This is a genomic window from Campylobacter sp. 2018MI10, assembly GCF_018501175.1.
GTDB lineage: Bacteria > Campylobacterota > Campylobacteria > Campylobacterales > Campylobacteraceae > Campylobacter_E.
Window position 1 is genome coordinate 1 of the sequence record NZ_JAHCZD010000024.1, and the last position, 23,595, is coordinate 23,595.

The 23,595-nt window shown below is 27.4% G+C and carries 27 protein-coding genes and 1 pseudogene; 9 read left to right on the forward strand and 19 right to left on the reverse strand.

From position 1 onward, the window contains the following. Nucleotides 1-88: 88 nt before the first annotated feature. The 4 genes from KJR01_RS08865 to KJR01_RS08880 form a co-directional block, all read right to left on the reverse strand. Entirely contained in the window at nt 89-1,090 is a 1,002-nt protein-coding gene (locus KJR01_RS08865) for a Cj0814 family flagellar-dependent secreted protein (protein ID WP_214118736.1), read from the reverse strand. A 15-nt stretch (nt 1,091-1,105) separates the two neighbouring features. Further along, nucleotides 1,106-1,894 carry a hypothetical protein gene (locus KJR01_RS08870; RefSeq protein ID WP_214118738.1) on the reverse strand — a complete coding sequence of 263 codons (789 nt, stop codon included), beginning with the start codon at nt 1,892-1,894 and terminating at the stop codon, nt 1,106-1,108. A gap of 61 nt (nt 1,895-1,955) precedes the next feature. Then, the gene (locus KJR01_RS08875; protein WP_214118740.1) at nt 1,956-3,071 is read right to left on the reverse strand and encodes a Cj0814 family flagellar-dependent secreted protein; all 1,116 of its coding nucleotides are present in this window, start codon (nt 3,069-3,071) and stop codon (nt 1,956-1,958) included. A gap of 66 nt (nt 3,072-3,137) precedes the next feature. After that, on the reverse strand, nt 3,138-3,599 hold the full coding sequence (locus KJR01_RS08880; RefSeq protein ID WP_214118742.1) for a hypothetical protein: 462 nt from the start codon (nt 3,597-3,599) through the stop codon (nt 3,138-3,140). Between the two features lie 147 nt (nt 3,600-3,746). Between KJR01_RS08880 and KJR01_RS08885 the strand changes: the two genes are divergently transcribed. Both KJR01_RS08885 and KJR01_RS08890 read left to right on the forward strand, forming a co-directional pair. Next, nucleotides 3,747-4,517, forward strand: a complete 771-nt coding sequence (locus KJR01_RS08885) for a MetQ/NlpA family ABC transporter substrate-binding protein (RefSeq protein WP_214118744.1) — start codon at nt 3,747-3,749, stop codon at nt 4,515-4,517. 9 nt (nt 4,518-4,526) lie between these two features. Beyond that, nucleotides 4,527-5,285, forward strand: coding sequence for a class I SAM-dependent methyltransferase (locus KJR01_RS08890; protein ID WP_214118746.1), 759 nt, complete (start codon nt 4,527-4,529; stop codon nt 5,283-5,285). Between the two features lie 23 nt (nt 5,286-5,308). On the opposite strand, the gene KJR01_RS08895 is transcribed toward KJR01_RS08890, so the two are convergent. Next, nucleotides 5,309-7,912 carry a hypothetical protein gene (locus KJR01_RS08895; protein ID WP_214118748.1) on the reverse strand — a complete coding sequence of 868 codons (2,604 nt, stop codon included), beginning with the start codon at nt 7,910-7,912 and terminating at the stop codon, nt 5,309-5,311. Between the two features lie 145 nt (nt 7,913-8,057). Continuing rightward, nucleotides 8,058-8,348, reverse strand: a complete 291-nt coding sequence (locus tag KJR01_RS08900) for a hypothetical protein (protein WP_214118750.1) — start codon at nt 8,346-8,348, stop codon at nt 8,058-8,060. A gap of 168 nt (nt 8,349-8,516) precedes the next feature. Here KJR01_RS08900 and KJR01_RS08905 point away from each other — a divergent pair, with 168 nt between their 5' ends. Beyond that, complete coding sequence (locus tag KJR01_RS08905; protein WP_214118752.1) at nt 8,517-9,785, forward strand: MFS transporter; 1,269 nt, start codon at nt 8,517-8,519, stop codon at nt 9,783-9,785. A gap of 64 nt (nt 9,786-9,849) precedes the next feature. Here the strand turns inward: KJR01_RS08905 and KJR01_RS08910 are convergent, their stop codons facing one another. Genes KJR01_RS08910 through ureG form a run of 7 tightly spaced genes read right to left on the reverse strand, consistent with a single transcriptional unit; the run spans nt 9,850 to nt 14,722 of the window. Next, nucleotides 9,850-10,548 (reverse strand): urease accessory protein UreF, encoded by a 699-nt coding sequence (locus tag KJR01_RS08910; RefSeq protein ID WP_214118754.1) that lies wholly within the window; start codon nt 10,546-10,548, stop codon nt 9,850-9,852. Beyond that, the gene (locus tag KJR01_RS08915) at nt 10,548-10,988 is read right to left on the reverse strand and encodes an urease accessory protein UreE (protein ID WP_214118756.1); all 441 of its coding nucleotides are present in this window, start codon (nt 10,986-10,988) and stop codon (nt 10,548-10,550) included. The genes KJR01_RS08910 and KJR01_RS08915 overlap by 1 nt, the downstream gene beginning before the upstream one ends. Before the next feature lie 8 nt (nt 10,989-10,996). Continuing rightward, on the reverse strand, nt 10,997-12,703 hold the full coding sequence (gene ureC / locus KJR01_RS08920) for an urease subunit alpha (protein WP_214118758.1): 1,707 nt from the start codon (nt 12,701-12,703) through the stop codon (nt 10,997-10,999). 9 nt (nt 12,704-12,712) lie between these two features. Next, nucleotides 12,713-13,024, reverse strand: a complete 312-nt coding sequence (gene ureB / locus KJR01_RS08925; RefSeq protein ID WP_214118760.1) for an urease subunit beta — start codon at nt 13,022-13,024, stop codon at nt 12,713-12,715. Nucleotides 13,025-13,033: 9 nt separating this feature from the next. After that, nucleotides 13,034-13,336 (reverse strand): urease subunit gamma, encoded by a 303-nt coding sequence (locus tag KJR01_RS08930; RefSeq protein ID WP_214118762.1) that lies wholly within the window; start codon nt 13,334-13,336, stop codon nt 13,034-13,036. 43 nt (nt 13,337-13,379) lie between these two features. Beyond that, a complete protein-coding gene (locus KJR01_RS08935; protein ID WP_214118764.1) occupies nt 13,380-14,114 on the reverse strand; it encodes an urease accessory protein UreD in 735 nt (244 codons plus the stop codon). Further along, nucleotides 14,111-14,722, reverse strand: a complete 612-nt coding sequence (gene ureG / locus KJR01_RS08940; RefSeq protein WP_214118767.1) for an urease accessory protein UreG — start codon at nt 14,720-14,722, stop codon at nt 14,111-14,113. Before ureG ends, KJR01_RS08935 begins: the two co-directional genes overlap by 4 nt. A gap of 324 nt (nt 14,723-15,046) precedes the next feature. Between ureG and KJR01_RS08945 the strand changes: the two genes are divergently transcribed. Continuing rightward, nucleotides 15,047-16,114, forward strand: a complete 1,068-nt coding sequence (locus KJR01_RS08945) for a DMT family transporter (protein ID WP_214118769.1) — start codon at nt 15,047-15,049, stop codon at nt 16,112-16,114. 30 nt (nt 16,115-16,144) lie between these two features. On the opposite strand, the gene KJR01_RS08950 is transcribed toward KJR01_RS08945, so the two are convergent. After that, complete coding sequence (locus KJR01_RS08950; protein WP_214118771.1) at nt 16,145-16,624, reverse strand: hypothetical protein; 480 nt, start codon at nt 16,622-16,624, stop codon at nt 16,145-16,147. 35 nt (nt 16,625-16,659) lie between these two features. On the opposite strand from KJR01_RS08950, the gene KJR01_RS08955 reads away from it, so the two are divergent. Both KJR01_RS08955 and KJR01_RS08960 read left to right on the forward strand, forming a co-directional pair. Then, a complete protein-coding gene (locus KJR01_RS08955; protein WP_214118773.1) occupies nt 16,660-17,259 on the forward strand; it encodes a YigZ family protein in 600 nt (199 codons plus the stop codon). A gap of 9 nt (nt 17,260-17,268) precedes the next feature. Beyond that, a complete protein-coding gene (locus tag KJR01_RS08960; protein WP_214118775.1) occupies nt 17,269-17,640 on the forward strand; it encodes a DUF4878 domain-containing protein in 372 nt (123 codons plus the stop codon). Between the two features lie 25 nt (nt 17,641-17,665). On the opposite strand, the gene KJR01_RS08965 is transcribed toward KJR01_RS08960, so the two are convergent. Then, nucleotides 17,666-18,118 carry a Dps family protein gene (locus KJR01_RS08965; protein WP_214118777.1) on the reverse strand — a complete coding sequence of 151 codons (453 nt, stop codon included), beginning with the start codon at nt 18,116-18,118 and terminating at the stop codon, nt 17,666-17,668. Nucleotides 18,119-18,284: 166 nt separating this feature from the next. On the opposite strand from KJR01_RS08965, the gene KJR01_RS08970 reads away from it, so the two are divergent. Continuing rightward, nucleotides 18,285-19,298: a JlpA-like lipoprotein gene (locus KJR01_RS08970; RefSeq protein ID WP_214118779.1), complete on the forward strand. Its 1,014-nt coding sequence runs from the start codon at nt 18,285-18,287 to the stop codon at nt 19,296-19,298. A 44-nt stretch (nt 19,299-19,342) separates the two neighbouring features. On the opposite strand, the gene KJR01_RS08975 is transcribed toward KJR01_RS08970, so the two are convergent. Beyond that, nucleotides 19,343-20,701, reverse strand: coding sequence for an alanine/glycine:cation symporter family protein (locus KJR01_RS08975; protein WP_214118781.1), 1,359 nt, complete (start codon nt 20,699-20,701; stop codon nt 19,343-19,345). 623 nt (nt 20,702-21,324) lie between these two features. On the opposite strand from KJR01_RS08975, the gene KJR01_RS08980 reads away from it, so the two are divergent. Further along, a complete protein-coding gene (locus KJR01_RS08980; RefSeq protein WP_214118783.1) occupies nt 21,325-21,552 on the forward strand; it encodes a hypothetical protein in 228 nt (75 codons plus the stop codon). Beyond that, nucleotides 21,545-21,697: a nuclear transport factor 2 family protein gene (locus KJR01_RS08985; protein ID WP_214118785.1), complete on the forward strand. Its 153-nt coding sequence runs from the start codon at nt 21,545-21,547 to the stop codon at nt 21,695-21,697. The genes KJR01_RS08980 and KJR01_RS08985 overlap by 8 nt, the downstream gene beginning before the upstream one ends. Before the next feature lie 269 nt (nt 21,698-21,966). Here KJR01_RS08985 and KJR01_RS08990 read toward each other — a convergent pair whose 3' ends face one another. The 3 genes and pseudogenes from KJR01_RS08990 to KJR01_RS09000 all read right to left on the reverse strand — a co-directional run bounded on the left by KJR01_RS08990 (nt 21,967) and on the right by KJR01_RS09000 (nt 23,156). After that, complete coding sequence (locus KJR01_RS08990; protein WP_214118787.1) at nt 21,967-22,506, reverse strand: hypothetical protein; 540 nt, start codon at nt 22,504-22,506, stop codon at nt 21,967-21,969. Between the two features lie 43 nt (nt 22,507-22,549). Next, nucleotides 22,550-22,879 (reverse strand): annotated as a pseudogene (locus KJR01_RS08995) (phage head morphogenesis protein); the annotation flags it as partial. A gap of 46 nt (nt 22,880-22,925) precedes the next feature. After that, nucleotides 22,926-23,156, reverse strand: a complete 231-nt coding sequence (locus tag KJR01_RS09000; RefSeq protein WP_214118789.1) for a hypothetical protein — start codon at nt 23,154-23,156, stop codon at nt 22,926-22,928. Between the last annotated feature and the right edge of the window lie 439 nt (nt 23,157-23,595).

Here is a 23,595-nt window from a genome sequence, read left to right on the forward strand (position 1 = left end):
ATTATTAATATTTGTTACTTTTCGTAATATTTTTAAATAATTCATAATTTTAAATTCCTTTAAAATTAATAGAATTTGAAATAGGAATTTAAACTTTTATATCAAATAAACTTATATTTTTTTGGCTGTATTGTAAAGCTGCTTGTAAAAACTCTTCAAATGTTTCGTAATTATCTATATCTTTAGGAGCTTTTAGGTTTTTACCACTTAGCATTTCATATAATAATTTTTGCATTAGCTTTTGCCACTCATCTTCTTTACCTATCTCATAGCGTTTTGTATTGTTTGGCTTTATCATACCCCAATCATCATCTGTGCGATACGGGTCAAATGGGTCGCTGTAGTCATGTCCCATTTGCTTAGCATAATTAGTTTTTTCACCTTCTACTAAAATATAATTATTATATAAAACAGCAGCTAAAAGTCCGCCTTTGCTATACTCGCCTTGCTCGTTTTGGTAGTTTTCTTTATGTGGGTCGTAGATAAAACTACATATACTATCTAACCACGCATCATAATTATTTATAGGTGGTTCTTTTTTAAAAAAAATATCATCTTTTTCAAACAAGCCAGATAAATAATTAGTAGCTCTATATTTTGAATCAAGCCTACAATAATCTGTCATTTTTACATAGTCTTGATAATCTTCTAATTTATCAAAAGTCTTTGTAATAGTTAAGCTTCTTTTATCCATTTCAAAAAAATGTGAAGTTTTCCAAAGCTCATCAGAGCTAAAAAAATCCTTTGAGTTTAAAAACTCATCGCCTAAAACTCCTTTTAAAACTTTATAAGCACTACTTGCACTTTTTACTATGTCTATGTTGTGACGCATTTTGTATATTGGCGGGTTTGCTTGATTATTTTTTTCTACAAGAGAAAGCATTGTATCGCTATGTATTTTAAAATCTTCAGCAATTCCTGCTGCTTTGTTAAAATCACTTGTAAAAAAGCCATCTTTATCAACTCCGTATCCTAATACTTCACCTACCTTTTTATCATCTGCTTTATTATCTACTTTTTTAATCTCGTTATTTGTTTCTTTTTTGCTTATATTGGTTATTTGATATGTTGAATAAGAATTTATTTTCATAATTATTCCTTTATTTTAAATTCTTTTATCATATAAATTCTCGCTATCTTTATATGCCATTAAAATAGCTAATAAATCTCTTTCATCTTTGATATTTTGAATATCAAGTTTGCTTAAAATATCTTCCATACTTTCACGAGTGCTAGTGCCTTTTACTTCTATGGCTTCGTAAGGTTTTTCTTTAATTTGTTCTTCTTTTTCTTCTTTTAACTTATTCTCATCATAAAAATCTTTTAATTTTAAATATTCTTTTTTAAAGTCTTCTATGCTGATTTCTTCATTTACAAACAACATTTCTAATCTATTATCATTATCTTCAAATGATTTTTTAAACTTTTTATCACTTAAAGATAGTTTGTCTATGGGATTTTCTTTTAAAAATTCTAAAAGCTCTTTTGAATCATCGTTATTTTGATAAAAAGCTCTTTGATATATTGAATTGTTTTCAAATTTAAACAAAGGTTGAACTTCTAGCTTAAGTGATACAACCCAAGCAGGATCACACTTATTTACTTTAAGAGAATCTTTTGTGCTTAATATTTCTTCATTTGGGTCTTTTTCGTAAGTAATTATTCCTTTTAGCATTTCGTTTTCTAAGGCTTCATAAATCTTACTGCCTTTTTCATAAGCTCCTATTTTACTAAGCACAGCATTTGGATCATATGTGCCCCATTCATCTTGTGGGGCGTCTTTTAAAATATTTGCGATTTGTTCTTTTAGATTATCTTTAGGAGTTTGAGTGGTTGGAATTTGATTTTTAATATTTGTTTGATAATTTATATAATTGTTATTTGTTATTTGCATTTTAAACCCCCGTTATTTTTCTATATCGGTAGGTTTAAAAAAATATTAATAGATATTTAATTTATATCTGAACTCTTTTATAAAAATCCTTAGCATTAGCCCTAAAATCATTTGAATAATTATTGTTTAATAAAGCATCTACTGCTAGGCTCTGACTTAACTCTCTTACCTTTTCTTTTAATTTTTTCTCATCTTCAAACTTATCTAAATAATCTTGGATTTTTTCCTTGCTAAGTCCTGTTAATAATTCTAGTTTTGAAATATCTATGCCTTCATTTGGATTAAGCTTACTTAGTGCATCTTCTATAATCATTCTTTCTTTATATTCATCTTTAATCTTAGTTGCCCCACTATCGCTTACCTTAAGCCCTTGTGTGCCACCTAGAAAACTTACAAATAATCCTGCATTAGAAATCTCGCCATCTTTTATATAAGGACTTAAATCAAAATTAAGCTTTCTGCTATTATTTACGCTTAAATCATAATCAAACTTAAAGCCTATTTGTAAAGCATTTTCCTTATTCTCATAATACTTATTGCCAACATTTGCGTGTGAATAATCAAATGTATAACCATTATTGATTTTAAGTCCAACCAAATCAACATAATTTGGCATATTAGCAATATCATCTTTGCTAAACTCGGCTACATTTCCTACAATTTGCTCGTATAATCTAAACTGGTGTTTGATAGTGTCTGCGTAATCAATATTTTCATAAATATTATTAAAAATACCAACTTGTGGCATAGTCATTAGGTTATTTTGTCTTGAGATTTCTTTTAGTGTGCTTGAATGGATTTTAAAATCATTTGGCAAGCCTGCAGCTTTGTTAAAATCAGCTCCTAAAAAGCCACTACTATCAACGCTATAACCAAACTCGGTAGCATTGTAAATCTTAGCTTTTGTTAAATCTCCTTGCCAAGATATATTAGAATTTAACTTAGTTAAATCGTGAGTATTATCAAATACCTTAAATCTTGAATTATTAAACCTATCTATAAAGATATTTGAAGCGTCTATTATGTCTTTATCTAGCGAATACTGTGCTTGAGTTTCTAGCTTAGGATTTACCCTTGCAAATTCACTTGCAAAAATAGATGAAAATGATACACCTGCAGCCTTTTGAGCTTTTTGAAGTTTGGCTTCATCAAAAATTGAAATACTTTCTATTCTCATTTGATTTCCTTTTAATTTAATGTATTAAAAGGAAAGCAAAAATTATTCCAAAAATTAAAAAATAAATTAAAAAATTCCAATTCTATTAATATAGTCATTTACTATTTCTTGATACTTATAAGTTGGTTCCAACAAACGACCTTGTAAAGTGTCCATATTAATAGCCAATAAATATACCCCATTATATCTATTCGTAAATCTATCTTGTAATACTAATATTTCATTTTCTGGTAAATTAAAATATGAAGATGGTTTATCATAATCTGCATATATTCCACCATTTATATTAACTAATTCAGCAACAATATATGAACGCGTAACAGGGATACCTGAATTTAACGGGTAAGCTTCTCTAAAATAATAATATCCGCCAACAATCTTATTCATGTCCTCAGTATTTAATACTTTTACACCAAGTGATTTATCGCTTACTGCACCATTTGTAATACTAGATAAAAAATCATCTGCATTTAAATTAAAATTAACTAAAACTGCTAATACTAATACTTGTAATGCTTTTTTAAACATTAAATCTCCTTTTTACAAATAAAATAAGATATTATAATAAATAAAAAAATATTAAATAAAACTTAATATTAAAAATATTATAAATACTTAATTTGTTAATAATTTAATTTAACATATCAATATTAATTACATTTTTTAGGAAAACAAATGAAGAAATTATTAATATTTTTATGTTTATTAAGCTTAAATGCTGATGAAAAATTAATCAAAATCGGAGTAACTCCATATCCAACTGCTATGATTTTAGAAAATGTAAAAGACTTGGTTGAAAATCAAGGATACAAACTAGAAATCATAGAATTTGATAATTACATAGTCCCAAATTATGCTCTAAATGATAAAGAATTAGATGCGAATTTTACTCAAATTAGACAATTTTTAGAAAGCTTTAACGAAGAAAGAGGGACAAATCTAGTTAGTGCAGGAAAAATATTTCTAGGTCCAATGGCAGCGTATTCAAATACTATTAAAGATATTAAAGATTTACCTAAAAATGCCTTAGTTTATATACCAAGCGACCCTATCAATGGTGCTAGAGCTTTAGATTTACTAGCCTTAAATAATATAATAAGCTTTAATGAAGATACAAAATCTAGCACAAAATCAGTATTAGATATTAAAGATAATCCATTAAAACTTACAATAAAAGAAATAGAAGCTCCACAACTAACAAGAACACTTAATGAATGTGATTTGGCGATAATTAATACAAATTACGCCCTACTAGCAGGACTAAATCCTATTAAGGATTCTATATTGCACGAAAGTAGCGATAGTGATTATGCTAGCGTTTTAGCTGTTAGAGCCAATGATTTGAATAGCCCTAAAACTAAAGCTTTGCTTAAGGCTATGAGAAGTGAAAAAATGAGAGAGTTTTTAAATACTAAGTTTAAAGATATATTAATTCCAAGTTTTTAAGGAGAATTTATGCTAAAAGCAAACAATCTTTCTAAAATATCATTTAAAAATCTTTATATTGAGCAAAAGAATTTGAGTGATTTTAAGAGTAAGGACGCAAGTGAGTGGGATAAAAAAGCTCAAAGTTTTAATGATTACGCAAAACACGAAGCTTATGTGAGAGAATTTTTAAAGCAAGTTGATTTTAGTGGGTGTGATAGTTTGCTTGATTTTGCTTGTGGGAGTGCTTTTTTAGCTAAGCACTCTTTAATAAATAATATTACTTTATGTGATTTTTCTCCTAAAATGCTTGAGTTTGCTAAGATAAATTGCCCTAATGCAAGGATAATTCAAGGCTCTTATGATGATTTAGATGGTAGTTGGGATTTGGTGTTTGCTAGTAGGTGTTTAGATGTTAATGACCTAGCAAAAGCATTGCAAATTCTTTTAAACTGCACTAAAAAAAGGCTATATTTTACATATAAAATTGACAATTCTTACATACACGAAAAAATCATAAATGCCCTTGATTTAGACATAATTGCAACGCCTAATTATATTTACGCTGCAAATATTTTAAATGAGCTTGGGTATTTTTTCACTTTAAATAAAATCACTATAAAAAATCAAAATTATTATAAAACTTATGAAGATTTACAAAAAAGCGTTGAGTTTTCTTACAAAAAACTAAATGATATTCAAATTGAAAAACTAAAAAATCTATATGAAAACGATAAAGATTTAATAAAACAAGAATTAAGCTGGGCTTTATTTTGCGTAGAAAAATAAGCCCCATATTAAAGGGCTTAAGATTATTTAAACTCTATTGTAAAGGTATTTTTAGTATTTGAAAGATATTCAAACCCTGCTTTAGGAACAAATTTTATAGTATCTTTTGTGTATGAAGAATTTGAAATATTATGAAAACTATTATTAATAAATTGAGTGCTGTTATAGGTTGGTATAAAGTCAATTTTAGACAATAAATCATCTAAAATAATATTATCTTTAATAAAACTTAATTTCCCATCTACCTCATCATAATACCCAAAATCATAATCTTTTTTAAATTCTAAAGCTTGATTAGTAGTATTAATATCTTTAAACATTAAGCCTGTATAAGCTATATCATAAACATTATTATAAGTTATATTAAACTCATCTTTACCATCTACATAGACACTGATTGTAACCTTTTGTAAAGGTCTTGGCTTATCCTTTTTGAAAGTAAATTGCGTAGTATTTTTATAGCTTGCCTCATCTTGCGAGTATTCGTTTAGATTAGATAATCTTGTATTTTCTCCTAAATTATTAAAAGCCAATTTAAATGCTTGATTTAAATCGTTTTTGCTAATATGTAAGGTTTTTAAATTGCCTTCATTTACTACTAAACCATTTAAATTGCCTACATCTATCATTAAATTTATATCATTTTTAAACTTTGTTGGAACAAATTTGTTATTAGAATTTGAACTTAACAAATAAAGATTATAAACCAAGCCCGCATTATCTCCTAGCATAAGTTTATCATAAGCTATATTTTTAATACCTATTGAATTGTCTTGATTAAGTTTGCATTTTTGCATATCTTTTTTGCAAGTTATATATTCGTTTTTAATAGCCTTTGTTTGTGATAAAAACTCAATATTTAAGGCTTTTTTAATAGGTATAAAACAAGAAATTTTTCCATTTTTTAAAGTATTTGCACTATCTAAATCAAATTCATCTTGAATACAAATATCTAATTCTTGGTCGTGTTTTGTAAAATTAGTTTCTGCTAATTCTATTAAACCATCAGTAGCTAAAGGAAAATTAATATTTAAATCAAACTTACCATTATTTATAAAAGCTACTCCATATTTTTCTTTATTTCTTACACGATTGTCGTTAGCAAAAATTGTAATTTTATTATTTTCATTATTTAATAAGGCAAATTTTTTAGTAGTATTATCATAACTAATCACTAAATTAGCTATTCCAATTGCTAGATTTGAATAATTTTTCAATTCTCTTGATACAAAACTATTTAAAGTATTTTGAAATGCTTCTTGATTTAACGATGAAATGCCTAAACTAAATTCTTTAGGTCTAATAGCAAAATCATTGCTAGCAAAAGTATAGTTATAATTATCATTTATCATTTGTTCGCATACTAATTCATTGTTTTGATTAGTCTTTTCAAAATACTGATTATATTTAATATTTGTTTGTTTGATTGCTTGATTTGTCTTTATCCTAAGGATTAATTCATCATTTAATAAATACTTACCAGCACACGCACCTTCAGTGATTTTATCTATTTTAGAATTTGCATTATAGATATTAAGAATTTCAAAATTAGAATTAGGCAAAAAGTCAATATAAACTCTACTAATATTTGAATATTTATTGCTAAGCCCTATGAAATATTCTTCATTTTCTAGCATAGTATTTACTAATTTTGCCTTTTTTGCATTAGAGTTTTTAGCATTATTTATAATTACTTTTTCATTATTATTGGTATATAAAGTATATATATTTTGATAATCATTTACTAAAGGAATACCAACAGAACCTTTGATTATACTTTTACCACTTTCTTGAAATATAGGTCTTTCAAAACCCCTAATTCTTTCTGTGATTTCAATATTTTTTTGATTAATTAAACAATTGCCTAAATTAAAAACCAATTCTTTAGTATTTTCTACTAGATTTAATTGGCATTTTGATTGTTTGCTACCACTCATATAATATTTAGCATCAGCTTCTCTTTTTAATAAAGCTTTATTTCTATCCTTTAAATAGATTTTTTCATTTTTAATTTCTAAATTACTAGCGTCTGGATAAAAACTTAATTTTATTTCGCCTTTAGCTATCGCATTTAAAGCTCTTAAATTAATACTAAATTTAACTTCTTCTCCTGCGAATGTTGATTCATATATACCCTTTCTAACAAGAGAGCTTTTATGAATACTATAATTTGTAATCAAATCACTTGAATAATACTTACTATTTTGATGAGAATATTTAAAATTACTAGACCTAATTACATTCTTACCTAAATTACTTGTATCATAAGCAAAAATATCAAAAATATAGCACTTACCTTCGTTTTGTCTAGGTAAAGGATATGATGAGTATTCATTATATGCAGCTCTTAAATTCTTTAAAAATGCCTTTTCCTTAAAAATATCACTATAAAAAATATGAGAATTTTTAGCTTGCATATTTCTTATTTGCTTAAATCTGTCTTCCCAATCACTAGTCATATTAACACTTGGATTTGCTATTATGTAGTTATAAAAGTCGTTAATTAATTTATTATCTTCATTGTTTGTAGTTTTTATAGGACTTTGGTCAATTAGATAATAAACAGCATCATTTAAAGTCTTTTTATATTCTATTTTAATTCTACCGGTAGTATCCACTGAATACAATTTATAAAGCTCTTCTATATATGTTTTAATATTATTTTTATTTTCTACTATAAATGAAAAACTATCTTGATTAGAATTAATTAAGCTCTTATAAGAATTATCATCAGCACTTGATGAATAAAATTCTAATGTATTTGGATTTGCTTTAGCATTGATTATATCTAAATACCCCCCCCCCGTTGAGCTTTTTATCGTTATTTAGACAATATACAATTTTATCATTTTTATTTTCTGTTTTTATTCCTAAGCTAGAACATAATTTTAAATAATCTCCTAAAAATCCATTATAACCATTAACATTACCTAAAGATGGATTTAATAAACAATCATTTATTTGTTTAGAATAATTTTTATCTTGATAAGCATATACAATACCGAACTTTAATTCATCTGCAAAAATTAGCAAATTAAATAAAAGTAATACAATAATTTTCAAATAAAGCTCCCAAGATATATAAAATTTTTCTTAGTTTAGCATAAATTTTTTGTAAATTATAAGAAAAATTTGAAGATTTTTAGAATTTAAAATATGAAAATTCTTCTAGTTAAATTAGTGGTAAATAAATTTAGGAGTAAAATAATCTTTTATCAAAAAGGATAGATTATGAATAAAAATACCTTGATTTTAAGTTTTATTATTGCTTCAAGATTTTTTGGGCTTTTTATTGTTTTACCTGTGATTAGCTTGTATTCGCATAAGTTAAACGGAGCTAATGATGTATTGGCTGGACTTATTGTTGGAATTTACGCAATTTTTCAAATGATTTTTAGTGTGCCTTTTGGAGCATTAAGTGATAAAATCGGTCGTAAAAAGACTATGCTTATGGGACTAATAATCTTTATAATAGGTTGTTTAATTTGTGCAAGTGCAAGTGATATTTATACAATGCTTGTTGGTAGGGTTTTACAAGGTATGGGAGCAATTGGCGGGGTTGCTACTGCTATGATTGCTGATTTAACTAGCGAAAAAGATAGAGCAAAAGCAATGGCATTAATGGGTGGAGCTATTGGACTTAGCTTTGTTGTAGCTATTATTTTGGGTTCTGTTATTGCTAGTTTTTTAGGGCTTGGGGCTTTATTTTATATAAGTGCGATTTTAAGCGTTTTGTGTATTGTATTATTAGCCTTTTTACCTAAAGAAAAAGAAATTATAAAACAAGAAAAAATCCCTTTTAAAGAAGCATTCATAAGTGCAAATCTAAACAAACTTTATCTAACTTGCTTTTTACAAAAAATGCTAAGCTCAAGCACCTTTATGCTAATTCCTTTAGCTTATGTAAATATTTTTCATAAAAATAGTGATAATTTATGGATTATTTATAGCGTGGCTATGTTTTTTGGCTTTTTGGCTATGGGAGTTGGTGGAGTTATTGGCGAGTCAAAAGGCAAAAGTAAGACTATATTATTAAGCGGAGTTGCATTATTTTTCCTATCATATTTAATATTTTTAAGCTCTAGTTATTATTTATTTTTCTTAGCTGTTGTTTTATATTTTATTGCATTTTGTCTGCACGAGCCTATTATGCAAAGCTCAATTTCTAAGATTTGCAAAGCTAGACAAAAAGGTTTAGTATTAGGATTTTCAAATTCTTGCGGATATTTTGGCTCGTTTTTAGGAGCGTTTTTATGCGGGATTTTTATGCACGCTGATTTGGAAAATGAGTTTTTAATGCTGATTGCTTTTGTTTGTGCTATTTGGTTTTTTATCCTAAAAACTATGGATAATCCTAATGATTTTAAGACTTATAAATCTAATAAAGCTCCTTTAAAAGAAAGCGAATTTGTTATAGATATTAATAAAAAAGATGATATTTATTTAATCAAATATAATTCTAAGAAACTAAGCGAAGAAGAATTACAAAAATTATTTTAATAGATTAAAAAAGGTATAAATTATTAATTTATTACCTTTTTTTATATTTTCAAATTCTAATGATTTAACTCATAAACAATCTAAAATCAAGTTTTTCGTGAGCTAACATTCCTAAATCTAATTCATGATGAGTAGAAAACAAATGATATTTATTTAAATCATTTTCATCTAATAATTGCAAACTAAAAAATCCTTTTTCTATAAAACTTTTAGCAATTTGCATTGATTTATCAGCAGAGCGTTTAGCTAAATCTAAATTAATATGTAATAACTCGCTTGATTTTTTATAAGATAATGGTATAGCACGAGTTGCATTTTGAGTTAGTGTTTTTATACTTGAATATGCGTATTCAACAGCCATATTTTGCCCCAAAACACTAAAAGCAATAGCAGGATTGCAAAATTCATCGTTCTCACAAGCCTTATAATACCAACTTGCATATTCATCGTGCATAAATTCTGTATTTTTTAAAGTAGCTCTTGCCATACTAATACCTGCAGCCTTGCATTCAGCACTAGCCATTGATGAATTAGCTACTTTTGCTAATTTTAATAAACTTAATTTTTTACCCTTTAAACCACAAGCAATAGCATAAATAGCACCATCGCTAGTAGCAAATACATCTAGCATATAACTTTCTAACCATTTTTGAAAGCTTGAAGCGTCTTTTACAACGCCCCAAGAAATATAGCTTTCTAAACCAAAACTATGCGAATAAGCACCATTTGCAAAGGCACTATCAAATAAAAACTGCCCTAACATTAGTGATGATGACTCGCGTGTTTTAAAGCATGACGCAAAACTTTTTGCGTTTTTTCATAGCTTACTTGATTTTCTTCTAGCCACTCAATTATTAAATAATCATCTTCAACTATCATAAAACCATCTTCAAAAACAGCAGGCATATGTCTATTGCCTATTGAATGAGCTACAAAACCCATTTGCATCATATCTTTTGGCTTAATCAAAATTACACTCTGTGGCAAACATTCTATTACAAAAACTCTCTTATCATCTTCGCCTAAAACATCGCCATTATGAAAATGACCATTATCTAGGCTTATGCCAATTTCTACTCCACTATCACTTGTTAAGCGAAGTATGTGTTTTAATCTATCATCAGGCGAAACTTTTACATTATCTATCATTTTGCCTTTAGTATCATAATCTTTTATATTGCCTAGTATGGTTTTTACTATCATTTTTTCTCCTAAAATAAATAATATCTTTGAGTTAGCGGTAATTCTGTAGCTGGTTCGCTATATGCAACTTCTCCATCAACCGTTACTACATAAGTTTGTGGGTCAACTTCAATTTTTGGAGTTGCGTTGTTTAATTTCATATCAGATTTTTTAGCACTAGCTGCACCTTGTATTGGTAATACTTGTTTTTTAATTCCGTATTCTTTAGCAACATTTGCATCTACTGCCATTTTGCACATAAAACTATAGCAAGTTTCGTGTAATGCGACACCTAAAGCACCAAACATTTTTCTATGCATTACTGGTTGTGGAGTTGGAATTGATGCGTTGCTATCTCCCATTACTGAATGTAAGCAAAATCCACCTTTAATTATTAATTTAGGTTTAGTTCCAAATGATTTTGGATCCCATAATACTAAATCAGCGATTTTACCAACTTCAACACTACCTACATAAGTAGAAATTCCTGCTGCTATTGCTGGATTTATTGTGTATTTTGCAATATATCTTTTAATACGCTCATTATCAGAATATTCACTATCATTACCTAATGCTCCACGCTGGATTTTCATCTTATGAGCTGTTTGCCAAGTTCTACTTACAACTTCACCAATTCTTCCCATAGCTTGAGAATCACTACTCATAATTGAGATTACACCCATATCGTGTAATACATCTTCAGCACCGATTGTTTCTTTTCTAATTCTACTATCAGCAAAAGCAACATCTTCTTTAACATTTTTGCTTAAGTGATGGCAAACCATTAACATATCTAAATGCTCTTCAATAGTATTAACCGTAAATGGCATTGTTGGGTTTGTTGAAGCTGGTAAAATATTTGGCTCGCCTGCTAATTTAATAATATCAGGAGCATGACCGCCACCAGCACCTTCTGTATGGAATGTATGAATAGTTCTACCATTAATTGCTGCTTTTGTATCTTCTACGCAACCATATTCATTTAATGTATCTGTGTGAATACCTACTGATACATCAGCAATCTCTGCAGCTTTTAATGCGTTATCAATAGCACTTTTTGTAGTTCCCCAGTCTTCGTGAATTTTAAGTCCTGCTGCACCTGCACGAAGTTGTTCTAAATTCACTTCTACATTAGAACCATGACCTTTAGCATAAAGACCTATATTAATAGGTAAATCATCAGTGCCTTGAAGCATTCTTTTTATATTAAATATACCAGGGGTGCAAGTTGTAGCCTTAGAACCATCGTTTGGACCTGTTCCACCACCAAATAAAGTAGTAATACCATTGCTTAAAGCTTCATCAACTTGTTCAGGATTTATAAAATGTATATGAGTATCAATCCCACCTGCTGTAACTATAAGACCTTCTCCTGCAAGTGCTTCAGTGCCAACTCCAGTTACAAAGTCAATATCATCAGTAATATCAGGGTTTCCACCTTTACCAATTGCGTGTATTTTTCCATTTTTAATACCTATATCTGCTTTATAAATACCTGTATAATCAATTATAAGTGCATTTGTAATTACTAAATCAACTACATCTTTATCTAAAAATCTTGAGTTTTGACCCATACCATCACGAAGAGTTTTTCCACCACCGAATTTGCACTCTTCGCCATATTTTGTATAGTCTTTTTCAACTCTAGCAAAAAGATTTGTATCAGCTAATCTTATACTATCACCAGTAGTTGGTCCAAAATGAGATGCGTATTCTGCTCTAGTTATTTTAAACATTATTGCTCCTTATTTATCTAATTTACCATTGATTTTGCAATTTTGTCCCCAAACTTCACGACTACCTGCTAAATCAATTAACTTAACACTTTTTTTCATACCTGGTTCAAAACGAACTGCAGTTCCACTAATAATATCTAAACGCTTTCCACGAGCTTTTTCTCTATCAAATTCTAAAAGTTTATTTGTTTCATAAAAATGATAATGAGAACCTACTTGAACTGGTCTATCTCCTGTATTTACAACTTCAATTTCTATACTTTCACGACCTTCGTTGCAAACTATATCACCTTGTGCATAAATTATTTCACCTAATTTCATAATTCCTCCTTAGTTAATTGGATTATGGATAGTTACTAATTTGGTTCCATCTTTGAAAGTAGCTTCAATTTGAACTTCATTTACTATATCAGCAACACCTTCCATAACTTGGTCTTTGCGTAAAACATTTTTACCTTCGTTCATAAGGTCGCTTACGCTCTTACCTGCTCTTGCACCTTCCATTACATAATCACTTATAATAGCAATTGCTTCAGGGCAATTTAACTTAAGACCATTGTCTAAACGCTTTCTAGCAACTACTGCTGCATAGCTTAATAAGAGTTTTTCTTGCTCTTTTTTTGTTAATGTCATAATTTCTCCTTTACAAAATTAGTTTTATAAAATTATTATATTTTTATTGTCTTGCTAAGATTAACTTCATACCTCCTTTATGCAAAAAATTGCTTTTAATATCATTAATATATTTCATAGCTAAATCATTATCATCTGATGAAATTCTAATAATATTAGTATTATTAATAATACTTGAATGAGCTTTTAAATTCTCATTATGAATTGTTTTAAATTCCACATCGCCTTTTATAATCAATGTATAAAAATAGTTATGATTATAAAGAGAATTTAAACTACTATTAGAGTTATAATAAAATATATCATTAATGCTTAATTTATTATTGATAAATATTCTTAAAGATAATTTTGCTTTAAATTGCGAATTTGCATAACCTAAAAATCCACCATCTAAATAAAATAATCTTGAATTATCATTCATAAAAATAGTAGTTTTGCTTGAAAAATTTGAATTCTGATAAAAAATATTAGCATCATTATGAAAAACTAAAATAGAATTATTATCAAGTTCTATATTTGTTTTTAAACTAGAAGTGCCTTTATATATTTTTTGATTTGATTGAGAACTTAAAGTAGCCTTAGAATTAAATAATTTAAAGCTTTGAGCGTAATTATCTTGATTTACAAAACCACCACCTAAAGTGCTAAGATAAGCAAAAAAATCTTCATTTTCGCTATCTTCTCCAAATCTAGTTGGAACTTGAATTAACCTTTGCATACCTTGTTGGTAATGCTCTTTTAAATGGTTATTTTCAAGTGTTATTTTTAATAAGCTCACTCTAAGCCTTTAAGAAGACAATTTTTCTCAATCCAATTAATAACATCAGACAAACCTTCATCTTTTTTAAGATTTGTAAAGAAAAAGTCTTTATTTTTTCTAAAATGTAAAGTATCGCTTTTCATAATATCAAGATTTGCACCAACATAAGGAGCTAAATCGGTTTTATTAATTATAAATAAATCAGATTTAATCATTCCAGCACCTGCTTTGCGTGGGATTTTTTCACCTTGTGCCACATCGATTACATAAATACTAAAATTAACTAAATCAGGACTAAAAGTAGCAGCTAAATTATCCCCACCACTTTCTAAAAAAAGTAAATCTAAATTAAATTTCTTTTGTAATTCATTTAATGCAGCTTCATTCATTGAAGCATCTTCTCTAATCGCAGTGTGCGGACACCCACCAGTTTCTACACCTATAATTCTTTCTGGTGGTAAAACGCTGTTTTTCGCTAAAAATAAGGCATCTTCTTTTGTATAAATATCATTTGTTACAACGCCTATTTCATAATCTTTACTCATAACTCTTACTAACCTTTCTATTAAAAGAGTTTTACCAGCTCCAACAGGACCACCTACACCTATAATGACAGGTTTTTTCATAACAATCCTTTAAAAAAAATTAATTGTGGCTTTTAGTTTAGTTTTATCAAGCTTAAAAATTGCTGAATTATTTAAAATTTAAAAAGTTTATATAATTTTATTATTAATTATTTATTTATAATAATTATATATTATTTAATTTTTATAAATAATTTTCATATTTTGTATAAATTTTGCATAAATTTAAATAAAAAAAAAAAAAAAACAATAAATTATTTATAAAGATTAAGATTATTTTAATTTTAATCAATCTACAATAGGAAAATGTATTTTTGTTTTACAAAAAGATAAAAATCATTTAAAAATAATTTTAAGGAGTAAATCATGAATAATGATTTAAGAGGAAATGCCACAGGTATGACCTATGTCATATTCTTAATCGGTATTTTATTTCTTTCTTTTACTGCACCTTGGCAAAAATTATCTAACTTTGACCCAGCTACAGGTGCTTTTATGCGTTGCTTGATAGGAACTATCTGCCTTATTCCTTTTGCAATTATGGAAGCTAAAAAAATCGGTAAGCTTACCAAAAAAGGCGTATGGCTATCTATTTTAGCTGGACTTGTATTAGGGATTGACTTTACTGCGTGGAATTATTCAATATTCTTTGTAGGTTCAGGAATTGCTTCAATTCTTTTAAATATTCAGGTAATTATGTTGCCAGCTTTAGCATTTATTACAGATAGAGAAAGAATTCCATTTAGCTATTATTTCATAGCACCTATAATGCTTGCTGGTGTTATCTTAGCTGGTGGTGCTTTAGAAAATGGTATAGTTGATCCAAATGGCCCTCAAGAAGTATTTGGTACTGGTATTATGGCAGTTGGAACAATTTGCGGTCTTACTTCAGGATTTTGCTATGGAATTTACTTATTCGCTAGCAGAAGAGCAGGAAGAATTGGAAACGGACAAGTTGTTCAACCTATCTTAATCTCAAGTGCTGCTCAACTTGTAGCTCCTGTTGTATGGGCGTTCTTAATCACAGGAAATGGTTTCATATTTGACCAAGGTGTTATGGTTGATACTGCTGCTGGTATTAAAGCAATGCACTTACCACAAGCTGCTATAGAAAGCGTTACAAGTCCATTTGGTAATGTGGCTTTAGGTGATCCTATCACTGGAATGAACTGGTTATGGATGATAGTTTTAGGAACTGCAGGTCAAGCTGCTGCTTGGACATTTGCTCAACATGGTTCAGTTAAACTAAACCCTACTTTAGGTGCTGGGTTATTAATCTTAAGTCCAATAGCTACTGTTGCTTTAATCGGACCTCTTATGTTTGGCGAAAGCTCATCATTATTACAAAAAGTTGGTGTTGTGATTGCACTTCTTGCTGTTGCTTACCAAAACGGCTTAATTACTGCTTTAATGAATAAAATTAGAGGCAAGTAAATATTTAATCTTCCTAAATTATTAGGAAGATTACTTACAATCTTTACTTATACTATTATCGTAACTACAAGCTATATTTATATAAGCTTTTTTATTTTCCCCGCTAAGCTCTTTTGCCTCATCTAAAAATAATTTTGCACTAAAATATTTTATAGCGTTATTATTTATTATTGTATTAATCTTGCAACCATCATTTAATAATTCACATTTTGTATAAGCATAATTCCCTAAAGCACAAACCATAGGCTCATCATCATTACAAGCTCTTGCATAATATTCATAAGCTTTTTTGAAATTCTTTTGCTCTAATGCTTTTTTAGCAATTTTAGTATCATTTGAATTTGAATTAGAACTAGCTGCATTTAAGGCTGATTTACCAACACTATAAATAACTTTAATAGGAATTGTAATTGCAAAAACAACAACAGAAGTTGCGACAGAAGCCACACCACTTATTAAAGAACTACATCCTAAAAATATAAATAATATAAAACTAAAAATTATTTTCATATTAATCCTTTAATAAAAAACGCTAATATTAGCAAATGAAAGTTTTAAAATCACCTTGTTTTGATAGTTTTGAAGTAAAGGGTTCTAAATTCTTATGCTATTTTGAACCACTTAATATTAACGAAAATGTTCGCACTAGACAAGAAGAATTAAGAGCCGAGCATTTTAAATGCGTTCATGTAGTCTATGCTAGTAGAGTATTAAATGAATTTGGGCAAATTGTAGAAAATCAAAGTGATGATGGAGAGCCTAAAGGAAGTAGTGGAGCACCTGCTCTTAATGTATTAAGGGGAGCTAATATTATAAATGCAGCTTGTTATATAGTAAGATATTTTGGTGGAACATTATTAGGAGTTGGCGGGCTTGTAAGAGCATATTCAAACGCAGTTAATTTAGGAATTTCAAAAGCTAATGAGCTAAATCTACTTTCTAATTATATAAAAAAAGAATCATATTATATAGAACTTGAATATAGCCAAATAAATAAATTAAGTTATATTTTAGATAAACTAAATATCATTTATTCTAAAGATTTTGGAGCAAATGTTGTATTTTATTTAGAACTTAGCACAGATGAATTAGAAGAATTAGAAAAAGAATTGATAGATTTAAGATTAATTTTAAATAAATTATAAGGATATAAAATGAAAAAATATATGATGATTGTTAGCCTATTATTTTTAAGTGCTTGTAAAAACGAAGATATACAAAAAAGTGTCAAAAATTGCTTAAACGAACTTTCAAATCAACCAAGTGAAGCTGTTTTTGATAAATGTTTTTATTATGAAAATGAATTTCAAAGACAATTAAGTATTAATTTTGAAAATGTATTACCTAAATTATTTAATAATTATGGTGGAATTGCAGAAATTAAAGTAGATATATTAAATAGTTCTAATAATAGTGCTGAAGTGCAAATTATTACTAAATTTAATAATGGTTTTGTTAAAAATGAAAAGAGAAAAATGGTAAAAATTGATAATTTATGGAAAATGTCAGCAGATATTATAAAATAAAAGGCTTGATAATCAAGCCTTTAAATTATTTTACACAACAACTTGTTGCACCTGTATTTTTTAGCATCCAAATTGATTTTTCATAACTAGCAATTTGCTCTTGAGCATAAGCTGCAGTAGTTGTATCTCCTGCTTCTTCAGCAAATTTATTTAACTTTTTAAACTCAGCTAATAAGTATTCATAATCAGCTAATATAAGTCCAACTAATTCAGTAGCTTCAAAGCAAGTTTTATCAGTTCTTGGAGCTTTTGAAGTTTCCATTAATTCTTTTGGGCAAACTATAGCTTTATGTCCTAATTGTAATAATCTTTCAGCACAATCATCAAACATTTCAGCCATTTTTTCATATGCTTCTTCAGTATATGAATGAAGTGCAAAGAATTGTAATCCTTTTACATTCCAATGGTAGTTATGAAACTTTAAAAATAATGCGTGTGCATCAGCTTGTAATTGTAATAATTGTTTTTCTAATGACATTCTGTCTCCTTTAATTGAATTTGTATTGCATTATAACAAAAATAGATTAATTAATTTTTATTACTTAATAATTTTTATTATTTAAATTAAAAATATTTTTCATTTTCACTAGTATTATTTAACTATAAATTGATATTCTTAACAAATTTATAAAAAAAGGAGAAATATGAAAAAATCATTATTAGCACTTAGTGCAGTAGCTATTATGTTTATAGGTTGTGGAAACAAAATCAGTGATGAGCAAGTTAAAAATTTTGAAACTTCATTAAATAATTCTATTAAAAACGAAATTGAAAAATTAAAAGTTCTAACTGCTATGTTTGAAATTCCATCTAATGTAAATATTAGTGATTACAAATGTGAAAATAAAGGTGATTATGCAGAATGTAAGAGCAAAGGTATTGATGTTATTATAAATAATCAAAAAGTTTTAAGTGTTGAAGAAATAAAAATTGAAACAAATGGATTTTATACTGGAGATAAAAAAGGAAGTGTTAGCATAAAAGAATTAGCAACTAATACTCCTAAAGAAAGTTTTTATAAAAGCGAAATAAAATCAATTAAACTAGGTGAAATAGCTGTAGGATTTGCTAGTATGTTGGCTATTTCTGATAATAAATTAGGAATACTTCCAGAACTAGCAAAAGATGAATATTCTATCAACACAATTACTAAAACAAAAGATGTGGCAAATAATGGAAATGTTAAGGTTGAATTTAAATTAATCGGCAAGCATAATAAAAATGAATTAGCTTTTGCAATAGATTTAGATGTATTAGATAAATTCTTTGAAATATGTGATAAATTAAATATTACTTATAATATTGATAATTATAAGATTGATAATGTAGATACACTTGATAAATACGATATGGATAATAAAGAATTTGCAGAATCTTTATTAATTAATTCAATTGAAAGCAAAATAAATATTAACAATAACTTAAAAGCTATCAAAGAATATGTAATGCAAAATATTGATAAAGTCCCTGAACAATTTAGACCAATTGTTGATAGTTTTTTTGCTAATACACCACACAAATTTGAGCAAAGTTTAAAAGTTAAAAACAAATATAATATGTTAAAAGCTATAGAAGAAAGTGAAAATCAATTACCTAAAGACTTTAATGATAATGTAGAAATAAAAATAAATGGTATGAATTTTACTCAAATAAAATAAAAAAATCCTATTTCAAATTCTAGAATTTGAAATAGGAATAAAACTTATTTTTTCTTACTTTCGTTAAATTTTAATAATTCTTTTTTAACTACTGGAGCTAATAAAAATAACGCTAAAACATTAGGTAATACCATTAAAGTATTACATAAATCAGAAATACTCCAAACCAAATCAAGCTTTAGCATAGCACCTATAAAAATACATAAAACAAACACTATTTTAAATATAGGTAAAGCTTTATTTGAGAATAAATATTGCACATTAATTTGAGCGAAATAATACCAGCCAATAATGGTTGTAAATGCAAAAAACACAAGACAAATTGCAAGTAATTTCACACCAATACTACCAAAAGCAATGCTAAATGCCGAAGTAGTTAGCTCAATACCGCTAAGACTTAAATCAGCTCCGCTAAGTAAGATTATAAGAGCAGTTGCTGTGCAAATAAATGCTGTATCAATAAATACTGCAAGCATTGCCACAAAACCTTGAGAAACAGAGTTTTTAGTAGTTGCACTTGCGTGTGCGTGTGGTGTGCTTCCCATACCTGCTTCGTTTGCAAAAAGTCCCCTTGCAACCCCATATCTAATAGCTTCTTTAATACCAATTCCAACAGCTCCACCAGCTACTGCTTCAAGTCCAAAAGCTTGTTTAAAAATCATAGAAAATACATTGCCTATATTTTCGTGAAATGCTATTAAAATATAAACTGCAACCAAAACATAAAATATAGCCATAAAAGGCACTACAAGTTCAGCAAATCTAGCAATCCTTTTAACCCCACCAATCACCACAAATCCTGCGATAATTGCAGTAATTGCTCCTGTGATTTTCAAATCCACTCCAAAAGCTTGATGAATTGCACCTGAAATAGAATTGCTTTGTGTCATTTGACCCGCACAACCAAGTGCAACAATAATTGCAATAGCGAAAAATCCAGCGAGTAAATTGCAAGTATTAACACCTAATTTTTTCTTAAGACCAAGTTTTATATAAAACGCAGGACCTCCGATATAATGTCCGTGCTGCCATACTTTGTAGCGTTGTGCTAAAACACCTTCAGCTAAAATTGTAGCCATACCCAAAAATGCACTAGCCCACATCCAAAATATAGCTCCTGCTCCACCTAAATTAATAGCAGTTGCAACGCCTATGATATTACCTGTTCCAACTTGTGCTGAAATTGAAATCATCATAGCTTGTAGGGCTGTTATTCCGGAATTTTTTTTCTTACCTTTTTTGAATAAATCTCCAAAACTTGCACTCAAGCCTTCTTTAAAATAACGAAACTGCGGAAAACCTAGATAAATAGTGAAAATAAGACCTATTCCAACTAAGGCAAATACAAGAACATAAGCAACTAAAACTCCATTAATTTGCTCAATAAATTGATGAAAATCCATATGAAAACCTTGTTATAAATTAAAAAGTTTTAAGTCTAACAAAAAAAGTAAAAATTTTGCTTAAATTAATATTCTTTTGCAATCTAATTTAATAAATTTAAGCAATAAATACTACTAATTATAAAATATTAATAAAATAGCGTTATTAAAATAAATAAAATAATTAAATTGTGTTTTCATTAATTTAAAAATTAAATTGTAAAAACATTATTTAAAAAATTCTTTAAATACGCCAATATCTTGGCAAAATAAAAATTAATTCAAATTCCTTAAAAATATAAATAGTAAAATATAGCTTTTATATAGGCTATAAAATCAATTTTATCAACACAACTTATTTGTAGTATAAATAAAATATTTTAAATTAAATAATTTTTTAATTAATAAGCAATAAAAATGAGTAGCTAAGCTAGAACATTATTAAAAACTCTAAAATACTTATAATATATGCAAATTAGATTTTAAATTGCAAACCTAATTCTACTACAACCTTTCAAATTATAAAAAATAAATTCAAATACAAATTAAGTAAAGATTAAGAATGGTGGGGGGGGTATTATACTGATTTTACAAAAAGCATTAAGCAAAACATTAGGCTTTAAACCAAATCAAAAGGAGATTAAATGAAAAAATTATTAAGTTTTGCAATATTTACATCTATGTTAGTTGCTTGTGGGAGTGATACTCCTAAAGCTGATGATACTCCAGATATTATAGTTAAAAAATGTTTGAAGTTAATGATTGAAGGAGATAAGCAAGCTGTTAAATGTTTTAATTTTAAATCAGAAGATGAAAAAATTTTATTAGAAAAAATGTCTTATAAAGCAAAGGGCATTAAAAAAAATGGGTAGTGTTAAATCAATAGAAACAAGCTTAGACTATGAGTTAGGAGGCTCAGCTGGAGTTAGATATAAAGTAACATTTAATAATGGTGAAAGTTTTTCTAAAGAAATGAACCTTATAAAGATAAACAATACTTGGTATATGGAACGCTAATTTTAGTTATTACAATTTAAGATTTATTGGAATTTATTTTAAGGATAAATTCCAAGCTTCATTAATAAAATGCAATAACTTAAACTCTTAAAAATTAAAATTTTACCTTAAAACATATTAAGGAATTTCAAACATTTTAGTGTCTAATTTATTTTAACAATAAAATTAAGCTAAACTTAGCTTTTAAATACTTTTAATGCTCTAGAATTTCAATCAGGAATTTGATTTTTAAAGAGTAAAAATCTAAATCATAATTTTTATAATAATTCTTAAAATAAGATTTTATTATCACTAAAGTCATATTCAATCTCGCTAACCTCGTTTAAATCTTTATCTAGCAGCTTTTTTGCTTCATCACTTGTGAAAAATTCTTTACAATTTTTATCATTTGCATTTATATTTTTAATACGCAAAATACTATTTTTAGCACTTACTTTTATACAAGCAATACCATTTATTAAAAACTCTCCATCAGGATTTATAGGTGCATAAGTCATATCGCTAATCTTAGCAAATCTACCTTGTGCTACATAAAAAGCAGAAATATCAGAAATTATTATTGATAAATTAGCTGCGTTTTGTTTATGAAAATTAGACTCACTTTTAGGCTCTTCGGATAAAATATTATAAGCTTGTGCATAAAAAAATGCTGCTGTTTTTTTATCCATACTCACACCATCACCTTTAGCATACATTAAAGCTAAAGTCCCGCAAGCTTCAAAATCTCCATCATAACAGCTATCTTTTAAGCTTTTTATATCAGCATTTAAAATCGTAAAACATAAAAATATAAAAAATAATTTTTTCATAAACTTTCCTATTTGTTTTTGTAAATTATAAATTAATAATACACTAAAAATAAAATTTCACCTTTAAACTAGCTTGTATTGTTTTTAAAATAGAAATATTTATAAAATAATATATTTTATAAAAATTTATAGCTTCATTATCTTTAGCTTCATCTTTACTTAAAACCTGTGTTTTACACCTACAACCCCAGCTATTCGGTGGATAATTGTTACGCCAACAATAATGCTCCTTAGGTAAAATAAGTCCGTGAAAGGCTTTATGACTATCTCTAGTTCTATTATCCATAATTGCTACATATCTTAAGTAAGGCTTATCGCTAATTAGTTGTTTTTTTTTAAATCTTGCTAAATTATAAACTTGTCTTAGGTTTTGATTAAAGACAACTCTTAAATGATTTTTATGTAAGCCACTAGCGTTTTTAAGCTCTTTTACGCAATCTTAAAAGCTCATGCCATTTAAATAAGCCTTTTTTAAGTATGCTATGTATTCTTTTAAGTGTTTCAATTTCATTTATCCCATTAATTAAGAATGTTCTATTATAAGCACTAAAGCGAAGTTTATCTAAATCATAATCTTTAGGTAATTTATCATTAAAGTATTTAATTGCGTCTAAAGGACTTAGTTTAAAAATATTGCTTAAATCATTCATCGCTTAAGCCTTTTAAACTAATATTCGTTAAAACTTAAGCCATTATGTTTTCTAGCTTGTCTTGTTTTATGCCTTGACTAAGTAGCTTATTCATAGCGTCTTCATAAGAATTTGAGTTTTCAAGGACTTTTAAAATTGTTCTTATAAATCTTTATCAAACCCACTACCCAACATCATTAAATCTATATTATCCACAGCTTATTTATTTCATTAAAAAAGCTTTTAAAAACATTATTTATCCTGTAAAGGTATAAAATTAGTTTATATAGTTTTATTATTTAAATATTTTAAACATATATAAAACTTAATCGACCCCCCCCCAACACTAAAAACTCATATCCTAATTATGTTTTATATGTGTAATAAATACTTTTATATAATCAATAAATCTAATTAATTTAATTACTTAATAAACAGCTTAGTATTAACTTACTCTAAA